Origin of the sequence: Bacillus sp. TH25, from assembly GCF_016650935.1 — a bacterium.
Taxonomy (GTDB): domain Bacteria; phylum Bacillota; class Bacilli; order Bacillales; family Bacillaceae_G; genus Bacillus_A; species Bacillus_A mycoides.
On the sequence record NZ_JAEKEU010000009.1, the window covers coordinates 731,047 to 742,838 of the forward strand.

An 11,792-nucleotide genomic window follows, 5' to 3' on the forward strand; every position below is an offset into this window, starting at 1 on the left:
CATTGAATTTTTATGTGAACCAAAGTATCATCATTAACAGCATTAGAATCGATAGCATTACGACCTCTTCCGTTTTTCAAATTGGAACTGCAGGTAGTATTAAAGCTCTTTCTAAATTCTCAAATTCCGGCGGATTTACAGAACCTCTTCGTCCATTACAGGCGAAAGGACAAATTATTTCCATCAAACCATCAACTAGTTCTTCTTAAGGTATCCTTGTCATAAATATATAGCAGGAATATATTTCCCCTCCCTATTGAAAAGGAGGTTTCACAAATGAATCAAGATATATATACTTACCTACACCAACTTCAACAAGCTCTCCAAATACAGCAGCAAACTATTCTAAACCTTGAAGAGCAAGTTCGCCTACTACAAGAAGAGCTTAATGAGTTAAAAAGTCGTCCCTCCTCTTCTATAGGAAAAGTGGAATATAAATTTGATCAATTAAAAGTAGAAAATTTAAACGGCACTTTAAATATTGGCTTGAATCCATTTTCATCAAAGGGGCAACAAATTGAAGATTTTCAAGTGGATACAGAAACATTAAAAGTAAATCCTGAAACAGAAACAAATCCAGACTTTTATCAAGGTATCCTTCAAGAAATGCATCGCTATTTAGATGAAGAAGCATATAGTCGAATTCTCCATTTTGAACAAGAAGAGAGAACGCCGCTTGATGAGATGTATCGACAAATGATGGTGGATGACATAAAAAAACAGATGGAACATAGACTTCCGTATTATTTATCACAAGTTCAATCATATGAGGGTATTTCCTCAGATCCCGATTATTTACGAGACGTCATTATTCAAGCAATGAAACAAGATATTGACAAAGCCTTTCTTTCCTTTATTCAACACATACCAGGCAATTTCCGAAAGGAGTAAGTATGTATGAATTTAAATGTTGTGAACCGCGAGTTAAAAGTAGGGCAGATTAAAATGAACGGGGTTTCTTCTTCCGCATTATTTTTAATTGGAGATGCTAACCTTCTCATCCTTTCTTCTATTCTTGATACGCCTTTCGAATCCGTTACAGAGGGACCATTTGTACCATTAGTAACAGATGTCCCTCCGACTCCAGGTTGAGGAGAGGAAAAATTATGCTCCGTCATACTTCAGTTGTACAAAATGTTTCAATCATTTCTATGGGGGTTGCAGCCGTCTTCCAGGCCGGGGATGCTAATCAAATAGAATTAAAAAATAGAGCGATTATCGTTCACCGAGAAATCCCTTGTTATATAAAAGGGGAAGGTCGTTTTGATGCGTTTGAAATCTTTACAGATGAACACATTACAATTCCAAAGCGAACAACAGATGTAAGAATGAATATTGTAAATGAGTGCCCTTTTATTGAAGTAGATGATGTTCACTTGCGAACACTTTTAAATTCCGCATGCTTCCAAATCGGTAATGTTGACTATGTTTTTAATAATTCTCGTACGCTACAAATCCGCCAATTTATTACTGATGAACCTTCCTCTAAATAATTCATATAGTAATTAAAAAGTTTAGTAAAGTAGGTGGATGGTATGCCTTCGGTTGTAGGAAATCTCGTCGTTCAAAACAGTAACGGCTCTTTCAACTTAGGAGATTTTTATAACGTGTCTCCGAAAGAAAATACGAAAGCTTATAACGGGTCTGGGGCTTCCAATGTCGGATTTGTCGTCAATACTTTTAGCGGCGTTAGTGCAACCAATACATTTGATTCGGACGTTGCAGACCAAGATCAAATTGGAACAGCGTAAAAAAAGCATTAGCTCTTTTTGTATAGAGCTAATGCTTTTCCTTCTGTTTTTTAACATCTTACATATTTACGTTTGAATCCCAGTCTTCCTCTATCAAGTTCTTTATGAATACTTTCGTAAGCATTTAGAAAACTGCTTTTCTTGTTGCCCCGTTTTAGTTCTACTATGCCTACTTCCTTTGCGGTTTCAACTGCCTTTTCATGTAGCGGCACATATGAAATCCCCACGGTGTTTAGAAAATTATTCATAGCGGATTTCGTTCGTTCTGGCGCATCGTGAATTGTATTTTTCACAACTTCTAGCATATTGGCAATCTTACTTTCGGAAAATTCATTGTCTTTTCGATTCCCTAAAAGCCAGCAATAGCAACTCCAGCCCGCGGACATTCTTAGTTCGTCACCACTTGCAATCCATTTATCAGCAACGTCTTGTGCAAAATCTGATTCAGATAAAGTTACTGCCACCACATAATCGGACAACATATAAAAGTACGCCCCATCCATCCAACGATCAAAATCCGATTCATTCATAGTTTTTGGGTCTGCAATAATGCCTGCAAAGTACATTGCATCGTAGTTACCTGTGGCATACAGCTCTTCAGCTAAACTTTGATTTATTTTTATTTTCTTTGCGATTGGTTTCATAGCACCTGTAGCTACGCCAAAAAGTGGATCCTTTGCACCATTAGATATGTATATTTTTTTAGTTCGTTCCTTACCGAGAGTTTCAAGCTCTTGCATTACTGTTTCGAAATCCATAGTATTGCACTTCCTTTCTTAATATTATAATCAATTCGATTATATAAACTAATCATTAGTGAAGATACTACTCCCCACTAATGATTAGTTTTTCTTTATTTAAATGATAATCCCTTATCTTCTAAAGCCGTTCTCAATTTAGGTAAAGATGCTGGCCCTATACCGTGCAGTTTCAAAATTTCTTTTTCACTATACTTTGAAAGTTCTTCTAGAGTATGAATTCCATGGTGCTCTAACGCTCGCCTTGCTGGTGCTGAAAGAAGAGAAAGAAAGCCTTCTTTTGGCTTTCTCTCTTTCTCACAGGTTGGGCAAGTTGGACAATCGCTACTTTTGTAGTACTCATGTCCTTGATCACAAGTTCTTAACGTCGCCATAATCCATAACCTCTTTCTAAGCTCTATTCGTCAATATTTACAACATGATTTCCATCAAAGAAATATAAACATTTCTCTTTCACAGGATATTTTAAGCTTTTCTCGAGTGCTTTTGCATATAGTGAAAGCTGTACTTTGTATCGGTCTTCTAAAATTGGTTTCGCTTGATCAAATCCGCCTGGGAACTTTCCTTCAATCGTATCTGTTTTAAAGTCGATTAAAGTAATTCCGTCTTCCTCTTCGATCATGCAGTCGATAACCCCTTGGACAAGTATTGTTTCGCCTTTCTTCCCTTGCCAATCTTGATACGCTTCTTCTGCTGAAAGCATCATCGTAAATGGTACTTCACGTTCAACACTTTTTGCTGCTAATACCCTTTTACCTAAGTCACTGTCAAAGAATGAAATTACCTTTTCAATCGCTATTTCTTCAGCTTGTTCAAATGTTAATAGTTCTTTATTTACCATTCTTGCAATTTGTTCTTGAAGAACTTCAATCGTAATTGGTTTCTTCAAATCTACATGCTGCATAACGGCATGGACTGCTGTCCCTCGCTCTGCGTATGTTAGCCCTTTTTTCTCCATAAAGCGCGGGCGTGTTTTAATTGGTGCACGAAGTTTTTTAATAAAGGCGTTATCGCTACCTTCTTCAGATTGATAATTTCTCTTTATTTCTGTAACAGACTGTTTCGCACGGTGAGATGTCGCGTCCGCATACCCGTATTCCCACATCAATCTGTCGTACACTTCTTCTTTCCGTTCACTTTCTAACGGAACAGCTTTTTTATCACGAAGCGCTTCTAATAACTCTTGTTTCTCTTCTTGAACTGGTTCTGGTGCAAGTAAATCTTTTCCGTCAACAACTTCTACTTTCCAGCTAGCACTATATTCATAAATTTCGCCTGGAATATTTCCTTGTCCTAATTCAAGAAGCATTTCACTATCACGGTGTCTATATAAGGAAGGTGCAATCCAGTCTAAGTAGCAAGACGCTCCGGCACGAATATGGTCTGGTAATAACCATTCACTATGCTCTCTTGCATCGAGCCATTTTTCCATTTCTTTATTTGCATCTTTAACTGTTCCAATTAAAATTAACTTCTCTTTTGCACGTGTTAACGCTACGTATAGTACGCGCATTTCTTCCGCAATTAATTCCATCTTCATTTTACGCTTAATCGCTAGTTGCGATAATGTCGTATATTTAATTCGTTTACGAGGATCGATAAATTGTGAACCGAAACCGAAATCTTTATGAAGTAAGAAACGCTTCATTAAATCTTGTGTATTAAAACGGCGACCAAGTCCAGCTACAAATACGACTGGGAACTCTAGCCCTTTACTTTTATGAATCGTCATAATGCGAACAACATCTTCTTGTTCTCCGAGGGCTCTCGCCGTTCCCATATCATCTCCGCGTTCTAAAATACGCTCAATAAAGCGCAAGAAGCGGAATAATCCTCTAAACGATGTTGCTTCATATTGTCTTGCGCGGTCATATAGTACACGTAAGTTTGCCTGCCTTTGCTTTCCGGCTGGTAAACCGCCGACAAAGTCGTAATAGCCTGTCTCACCGTACACTTTCCAAATTAAATCAGAAAGAGATTGTTGACGCGCAAATTCACGCCACCCTTGCAGTAAGTTATAAAACCACTCTAATTTATCATGCAGTTCTTGTTCTTCTTCAAGCGGCGCTCCTTTTAAGAATAAGCTCATCACTTCATAAAACGAGCCTTTCTTTCCATGAGCACGAAGCGTCGCAAGTTCTTCGTCATTTAGTCCAACGATCGGCGAACGAAGTACAGCTGCAAGCGGGATATCTTGCATCGGATTATCAATGACGCGGAATACGTTCATCATAATATTTACTTCTGTCGCTTCAAAGTAACCAGTCGCAAGGTCAGCATATACCGGAATTCCTTGTAGTTTTAACTCTTCCATAATTTGCGGCGCCCATGGCATGGAACGAAGTAAAATAACGAAATCACGATATTGCACTGGGCGCATACTATCGGTTTTACGATCATACACTTCATAGCCTGAATCGACCATTGCTTTAATACGCTGCGCCATAAGACGAGCTTCAAGCTGCGCTTTTTCTACTTCGGCACCTTCTTCACCGTCTTGCACTTCTTCCTCAGTTTGCTGAATACATAATAGCTCTGCCGCTACATCTTCACCTTCTGGATAGCTAGCACCTAGCTTTAATTCAGCGTCAGCATCATAATCAATTTCTCCGACTTCTTCACCCATAATTTGTTTGAAAATAAAGTTCGTACCTGCTAGCACTTCATGACGGCTACGGAAGTTTTTCGCTAAGTCAATCTTCATTCCGCCGTCCAATCCTTCTTGTGTGAAACGTTTATATTTTCCTAAGAATAAACCAGGCTCTGCTAGTCGGAAACGATAGATTGACTGTTTTACGTCACCAACCATGAACAAGTTTCCTTCACTCTCAGAATCTTTCGTTACGAATTTAATAATTGATTCCTGTACGAAGTTCGTATCTTGATATTCATCAACTAGTACTTCAGCAAATTTATTACGATATTGAAGTGCTACTGCTGACGGCTTCATTTCACCGTCTTCACTTTGCTCGCTTAAAATTTGCAAACAGAAATGCTCTAAATCTGTGAAATCGACCATCCCTTTATCTCGCTTAATCGCTTGAAAACGATTTGTAAATACTTTTACAAGCTTCACGAGTTTTTCTAATACAGGATGCATATCTTGAAAATCTCGTAAGAAACTTTCGGGTCTGCGGCTAAATAACTCTTCTTGTAATTTCTTTACTTCATCTTTCGCTTTATTACGAAGAGAATCTACTTGTTTTACAACATCTTCGTTATAATCACTTTTTTTAATACGCTTTAACGTTTGCCACGATACATTTTGCATCGCTTCATAAACGCTTGTCCACGATCCACGCGCTGCTGAGGATAACGTTCCAAGTAAAGCTAAATCCGCTTGTAAAGTTTCAACGCGAGGCGCTGGACCATCAGGAAGCATTGCGAGTTCAGTCGCCTTACAAATATGCTTTTCCGCTGTTTCAAGCTGGAATTTTATATCTTCTAATAAGTAAGAAGCGTACACTAAATCTTCAATCGTCTTTCCTTCAACGTCGTATGCTTCTACTAATTTATCAAGCCACTTCTCCGGGTTTGGATGCGCTCTTGATTCTGTATGAAGCGCTAAAATCATTCGTTGTAAGTCATCGTCACTACGATCGCTCGTATAACGATCAACTAGTTCAAAGAAAATACTATTATCTTCGATTCCATATTCTTCTTCTAATATGTCATCTAGCACTTCTTCTTTTAATAACTCATTTTCTGTTTGGTTCGCAATACGAAAACGAGGATCGACATCAAGCATGTAATAATATCCTCTAATAACTTGTAAACAAAATGAATGAATTGTAGAAATGGAAGCTTTATTTAATAAGCTAAGCTGCTTTCTTATATGCTGTGAACCTGGCCCATCAATTAATACTTTTTCTAACGCTTCCCCAATTCGATTTTTCATTTCTTGCGCTGCTGCATTCGTAAATGTTACAACGAGCAGGCGGTCGACATCGACTGGATTTTCCTCACTTATAATCTTTTTAATAATACGTTCAACTAATACCGCTGTTTTCCCTGATCCAGCTGCCGCTGCGACTAAAATATCACGTCCGTTCGCTACAACCGCTTTCCACTGGTCATCTGTCCATTGACTACCTTCTGGTTTCTGAGGCCAATTTTCTATCATTCTCCGCCAACCTCCTCTCTAATTTTCTCCATCGCTTCGCTATCTTTCATATCTTTTAACGTACGGAATTGGTTATCTTCAAGTGATTCATCAAATTGACAAACAGATTTGAAGTTACAGAACGTACATGCCGCTTTATTCCCCTTTTTGTAAGGAGCAATATCGATAACACCTTCTGTTATGTCTTTTCCGATATTTTCAAACGAGTGGTGTACATATTTTTGAAGTACGTTAAACTCTTGTTCACTTGCAATGCTAGAACGCGCACTAAAACTACCATCTTTTTTCAGACCAGCAGAAATAATATCAGAGCTTCCTGTTGAAAGTTTATTATCCATTAAACGCACAACGTCAGCATCTCCTAGCACGAGACCTTTCATTTTAAATTTCTTTAAAATTTCTTTCTCAATTTCTTCTTCAGATGCATCGCCTTTCATCTCAACAATCGGGTTATGAATATGGAAATACAATACACCCGCCGGTGATGCAGTACTGCCCTTTTTCATCCACGTATGTGCATTTGAAGTAACAACATCTAAATACGTTAACATTTGAAGTGCGAGTCCGTAATACACTTCTGTTAAATCTAACGCTTTCGAACTTGATTTATAATCAATAATACGAAGGAACGTACCACTCTCATCTTCCGCCTTATCAACACGGTCAATACGGCCAACTACTTCCATCTTCACACCATTTGGCAACGCAAATTCCATTGGCGGAAGCGATCCAGTCCCGCCCATACCGAACGGTACTTCTAAATCAACTGGTACAAATCCACTCGACTTCGCATGTTCACGAAGAATAAGTGACGTACGGAAAATGATTTGTTGTAGTTTTTGCTTTAAATAGAAATGACGGTTCGAACTTAATAAAATTTGTCTTTGTAATAACGGTGCAATTTCTTCTATTACTAAAGCAGAAAGGTGTTCACACTCTTTTATTGATAAATCCGCCCAAGTCCGATTTTCACGTAATAGCTTGTCTGCAATTCTCTTCAGCGCTGCATGGAATAACTCACCGATATCTGGCGCATCAAGTTTGAAAATATCACGCTCTCTTAGCGATAAACCGTGCTGGGCAAAATGAGCGTACGCACAGCGATTAAATAGTTCCATACGAGAAACGCTTCCCTTAATTGTATCTCCATATAAATCCCTACTTACATCTGCACTTAGTTTCTGTGCACGATTTCGGTAGAATAAACTTGATAACACACGGCTACTTTTTTGCTTCCATTCATCTGAAGTAACGTAGAAGTTATATACATCCCACCAAAAGTCTAAATTGCCTTCAAATCCGTATCGCTTCCATGTTTGCAGCTGCTGCATAACATAAGACAAGGTCACTTCTGGCGTTGCTACATATGAGATTTGTTCCGAACGCGATAAGTCATTTACGTCATTCGTAATAAACGATTCTTTCACATCAGGGAACATTCTTTTTATTTTTTTAATAAAACTAGAAGCAAGTAACGTCTTTCCTTCTTCATCCGCAAGCGGACAAGAAATGTATAACTTCTCAGATGCTCTCGTCACCATTTGATACATAACGAACTGTTCTTCTAATAAAGTTTGTCTCGTCGTTGGTGCTAATTCGATACCTGCAGCGGTGAGAACATTTCTTTCCTCATCAGAAAGCATACCTTCATCCATAGGCGCTGCTGGAATCACACCTTCGTTTACTCCAATAACGAACGTCGCTTTAATATCTGATAATCTAGAATGATCAATATTAGCAACTAACACTTGATCTAGTGACGGCGGAATGTTCGCAAATTGAAGTGCCTCAAGACCTGTCGACATAACCTCCGTAAACATTGAAAGGGACATCTTCTCTTCGCCAAGCATCTCAACGAACGTATCAAGAAGATTCATCACTTCTTCCCATACTTGCTCATGGTCTGTCGCAAATAAGAAATCTCCATTTTCTTCTGCACGAACACGTAATTCTTCTAGTTTTTTCGGAACGTCAAGCTCCTCTAAAAATAAATATACCGCTTCGCACATTTGCATAACTGTTCCAGCACGCTTCAGTCTTTTTTGCATACGAATAACTGGCGTTCTTACAACGTCGCGAAGTCGATTTATTTTCTCTTCCATTTCACGCTCACTGTCTGTTATCATTTCGCTCGCATCATCAAGAGAACGATAACGACGATACATCCACGGATCTTCAGAAGTCCATCTCTTCCCTTGTACACCGTACGCTAAACAGTAGTTTTCGAACTCATCCATCTCTTCGCGCATCGCTTCTTTTCTTACGTCTAGTGGATATAAAAGTTCTGTTTTCACACAGCGGAACACTGCATCATAACGCCAATTCCCGCTAATAATCTCGAGTGCCGAACGAATACATTCTACTAGCGGATGATGTGACATTGGGCGTTTTTCATCGATGAAATGCGGGATATTATAATCCGTAAATAACGTTCGCATTACGTCGTAATAACTTTCTCCGTTACGAAGAAGGACTGCGATATCTCGGTAACGATAGTCTTCATCCGCCACAAGTCTTCTAATTTCACGAGCTACACCTTCTACTTCAGCTCGTAAATTAGCTGCTGTACTAATTGTTACACTCGCTTCACCATGATACTTTTCATTCGGACGCGCTTCATAATGCGTTTCTAAATGAGCTAATGCTGGAGAATGAAAACGCGGTTGTTCCATAAGTGGAATTGTTTTTTCAATTTCTATTTTCTCTTCACGCGCTACTTGTTTTATTTTTTCATACGTTAACGTCGTTTCATAAAATAAATCTAGTTCATTCACTGGCTGCGCTAACGTTTTTTCATCTATCGTTAATGTTATTGTTACTCTTGTTCCTAATTTCATTAGCCCTCTAACGATTTCTAGCTCTTGAGGAGAAAATGAATGGAATCCATCTATATAAATTTCCGCGCCTTTTACATACTCAGAGTCTGAAAGCTTCTCAATTAATAATTGTAAGTAGTCTTCTGAATCTAAATACTTTCCGATTAAAGCACGTTCAAAATCATCATATAGTAACTGTAAATCATACACTTTATTCGCTAGTAGCTTTTGCTCTGCACTACTGCTATGCGTGTCTAATTGTTGCCACATTTCATATACGTTAGACGGCGTCACATTGTAACGTTTAAACTCAGCAATCATACTACCAAGATGTTCAAAGAAACCGTTTTGCTCCGCTGCTTTTTGAAACACAGATAGTCCATCTTTACGAGATTCTACAATTTTACGAAGCAACATATGTACACCAGCTTCATCAATATGAAGACGACTCGCTCCGCCAACTTCTTGCAGCACCTTCCACGCTAATCGCGAAAAACTAAAAACTTGTGCCCGAATAGAACCTCTTACATCTTCGCTCCCAATTAACGCCTGCTGCGTTTGGAATGTCATCTGTTCTGGCACAAGATATAATATTGTTTTCCCTCTTGGGCGCTGTTTTAACTCTTCTTGCACTTCGTGTAAACAAAGTGTACTTTTTCCACTTCCAGCTCTACCAATCACAAATCGAAGTGACATGAAACCCCACCTTTCACTTACATAACGAACGTTAGTTTGCTATCACAATTGTATTATAGGACGATAAAAAAGACAAACATACTCGTTTGTCTTTTCCTTATACTTCATTTTATTATATCAGCCTTTTGAAAAATTCGTTTGTACCTCTTGAATCGGCCAATATCGTAAATCAACTTTACCGACAACTGTATCAGCTTTCACAAAGCCGAAGTGCCTACTATCCCAGCTACCAAGGCGGTTGTCACCAACTACAAAAATAGAACCGGGTGGTACAAACTTTTCTTTCGTTAACTCTTCTAGTTTAAAATCGCCTGTTAATTGCCGTCCATTTGTCTCTTTCTTATACGTCTCTAAATAAGGTTCATCCACGAATTGTCCGTTTATATATAATTTATCATGCTTATATTCGATATGATCCCCAGGTAAACCGATAATTCGCTTTACATAGTCCTCTTTTTTATTCGCATGAAAAACGACGACATCAAATCGATTCAAGTCCCCTACTTGATAACTCACCTTATTCACAACGAGCATATTTCCATCTTGCAATGTCGGCATCATTGACTTCCCCTCTACAACGTACGTTGAAAAGAAAAACGTTCGAAAAAATACAGCTAATAGTACACCAATTAAAATTGTTCTTACCCACTCTAGCCCTTCTTTTTTCAAAGTTTTCTTCATTCGCTTCTCCCCTCGCCCTTTAATGATGAAGCTTATCTTTGCAAAGAAGACTTTTCCTAATGTAGTTCTAACTTTACCTCAATTTTTTTACCGACATACCATAAAATAAAAATAAGAACGCCCACAATAACCGATTTCACCGGCTTATGAATAAATGACACTAAATCATGACCGATATACGTTAAAATAAAGATCATAACAAGCTTTCCAAATGCTAATGCTAGTCCAAACTGTTTTACGCTAATGCGAGACAAACCAGCTACAACATTTATAAGCGCAGATGGTGTGAACGGAAAACAAAATATAACAAAGATTGGCGCGAACCCTTTTCTTTCAATCCATCCCATCGCTTTTCGCACTCTCTCATGCTTATTTACAAAAGAAAAGAAACGACTTCTTCCAAAGCTACGAATAATGAAAAATACAAGCATTGCACCAATTACTGACCCAATCCATGAATAAAGAAAACCGAACCAAAAACCAAATGCAACAGCATTCGCCAACACAAACACAATGAGTGGCAATGCGGGAATAAGCGCCTCTATCATCGGTAAGCCAATACCGAGAAGCGGTCCGAACGCACGATAACTTTCAACAATATGATCCATATTTTCTGGTGAAAAATACTCTTTGATCGTTTGAAAATCCATTCTACACTTTACCCCTTTACTCTAATTACTACCTCTACTGTATCATTGCTTAAATGAAAGAGGAAATGGTAGATACGACATATGGAGATGTATTTATTAAAGTTTCCATATCATTCGCTAGAATTCCTTCATTATTATGCTATGATAATCTTTCAATATTCGACAAGACATGAGAATAATTTAGACACCACGCACAGATTATAACTTAACGGTTACATATTATAAAAAAGAAGAAACTACAGAAAGTGTCAATCTGTAGTTTCAAAAAAACCCTTACTACGCGTAAGGTTATTTCTACCTATATGGAAATGAGTAAT

The 11,792-nt window shown here is 38.3% G+C and carries 11 protein-coding genes; 5 read left to right on the forward strand and 6 right to left on the reverse strand.

The features are described 5' to 3' along the window. The first annotated feature begins 2 nt into the window (after positions 1 to 2). The 5 genes from gerPB (at position 3) to gerPF (ending at position 1,751) form a co-directional block, all read left to right on the forward strand. A complete protein-coding gene (gerPB, locus tag JFT89_RS08315; RefSeq protein ID WP_001012513.1) occupies positions 3 to 209 on the forward strand; it encodes a spore germination protein GerPB in 207 nt (68 codons plus the stop codon). Positions 210 to 276: 67 nt separating this feature from the next. Then, positions 277 to 891 carry a spore germination protein GerPC gene (gene gerPC / locus JFT89_RS08320; RefSeq protein ID WP_002064204.1) on the forward strand — a complete coding sequence of 205 codons (615 nt, stop codon included), beginning with the start codon at positions 277 to 279 and terminating at the stop codon, positions 889 to 891. Between the two features lie 6 nt (positions 892 to 897). Beyond that, entirely contained in the window at positions 898 to 1,092 is a 195-nt protein-coding gene (gerPD, locus tag JFT89_RS08325; RefSeq protein ID WP_001052805.1) for a spore germination protein GerPD, read from the forward strand. A gap of 14 nt (positions 1,093 to 1,106) precedes the next feature. Then, a complete protein-coding gene (locus JFT89_RS08330; RefSeq protein ID WP_002064203.1) occupies positions 1,107 to 1,493 on the forward strand; it encodes a spore germination protein GerPE in 387 nt (128 codons plus the stop codon). A 42-nt stretch (positions 1,494 to 1,535) separates the two neighbouring features. Then, a complete protein-coding gene (gene gerPF, locus JFT89_RS08335; RefSeq protein WP_001141570.1) occupies positions 1,536 to 1,751 on the forward strand; it encodes a spore germination protein GerPF in 216 nt (71 codons plus the stop codon). Between the two features lie 50 nt (positions 1,752 to 1,801). On the opposite strand, the gene JFT89_RS08340 is transcribed toward gerPF, so the two are convergent. The 6 genes from JFT89_RS08340 to JFT89_RS08365 form a co-directional block, all read right to left on the reverse strand. Continuing rightward, complete coding sequence (locus tag JFT89_RS08340; RefSeq protein WP_016093090.1) at positions 1,802 to 2,509, reverse strand: DNA alkylation repair protein; 708 nt, start codon at positions 2,507 to 2,509, stop codon at positions 1,802 to 1,804. Positions 2,510 to 2,604: 95 nt separating this feature from the next. Then, the gene (locus JFT89_RS08345) at positions 2,605 to 2,883 is read right to left on the reverse strand and encodes an RNA polymerase alpha subunit C-terminal domain-containing protein (RefSeq protein ID WP_002064201.1); all 279 of its coding nucleotides are present in this window, start codon (positions 2,881 to 2,883) and stop codon (positions 2,605 to 2,607) included. 23 nt (positions 2,884 to 2,906) lie between these two features. Beyond that, positions 2,907 to 6,632 carry a helicase-exonuclease AddAB subunit AddA gene (gene addA / locus JFT89_RS08350; protein WP_016094562.1) on the reverse strand — a complete coding sequence of 1,242 codons (3,726 nt, stop codon included), beginning with the start codon at positions 6,630 to 6,632 and terminating at the stop codon, positions 2,907 to 2,909. Further along, positions 6,629 to 10,144, reverse strand: coding sequence for a helicase-exonuclease AddAB subunit AddB (gene addB, locus JFT89_RS08355; RefSeq protein WP_201039744.1), 3,516 nt, complete (start codon positions 10,142 to 10,144; stop codon positions 6,629 to 6,631). The genes addA and addB overlap by 4 nt, the downstream gene beginning before the upstream one ends. A 117-nt stretch (positions 10,145 to 10,261) precedes the next feature. Continuing rightward, positions 10,262 to 10,825: a signal peptidase I gene (gene lepB, locus JFT89_RS08360; protein WP_002011277.1), complete on the reverse strand. Its 564-nt coding sequence runs from the start codon at positions 10,823 to 10,825 to the stop codon at positions 10,262 to 10,264. Positions 10,826 to 10,881: 56 nt separating this feature from the next. After that, positions 10,882 to 11,475 carry a TVP38/TMEM64 family protein gene (locus tag JFT89_RS08365; protein WP_016094564.1) on the reverse strand — a complete coding sequence of 198 codons (594 nt, stop codon included), beginning with the start codon at positions 11,473 to 11,475 and terminating at the stop codon, positions 10,882 to 10,884. Positions 11,476 to 11,792: the final 317 nt, after the last annotated feature.

Bases quoted from the DNA above. Each gene is read 5' to 3' on its own strand.
- gerPC (WP_002064204.1), top strand. From the start codon at position 277: ATGAATCAAGATATATATACTTACCTACACCAACTTCAACAAGCTCTC.
- gerPD (WP_001052805.1), top strand. From the start codon at position 898: ATGAATTTAAATGTTGTGAACCGCGAGTTAAAAGTAGGGCAGATTAAA.
- JFT89_RS08330 (WP_002064203.1), top strand. From the start codon at position 1,107: ATGCTCCGTCATACTTCAGTTGTACAAAATGTTTCAATCATTTCTATG.
- gerPF (WP_001141570.1), top strand. From the start codon at position 1,536: ATGCCTTCGGTTGTAGGAAATCTCGTCGTTCAAAACAGTAACGGCTCT.
- JFT89_RS08340 (WP_016093090.1), bottom strand. From the start codon at position 2,509: ATGGATTTCGAAACAGTAATGCAAGAGCTTGAAACTCTCGGTAAGGAA.
- JFT89_RS08345 (WP_002064201.1), bottom strand. From the start codon at position 2,883: ATGGCGACGTTAAGAACTTGTGATCAAGGACATGAGTACTACAAAAGT.
- addA (WP_016094562.1), bottom strand. From the start codon at position 6,632: ATGATAGAAAATTGGCCTCAGAAACCAGAAGGTAGTCAATGGACAGAT.
- addB (WP_201039744.1), bottom strand. From the start codon at position 10,144: ATGTCACTTCGATTTGTGATTGGTAGAGCTGGAAGTGGAAAAAGTACA.
- lepB (WP_002011277.1), bottom strand. From the start codon at position 10,825: ATGAAGAAAACTTTGAAAAAAGAAGGGCTAGAGTGGGTAAGAACAATT.
- JFT89_RS08365 (WP_016094564.1), bottom strand. From the start codon at position 11,475: ATGGATTTTCAAACGATCAAAGAGTATTTTTCACCAGAAAATATGGAT.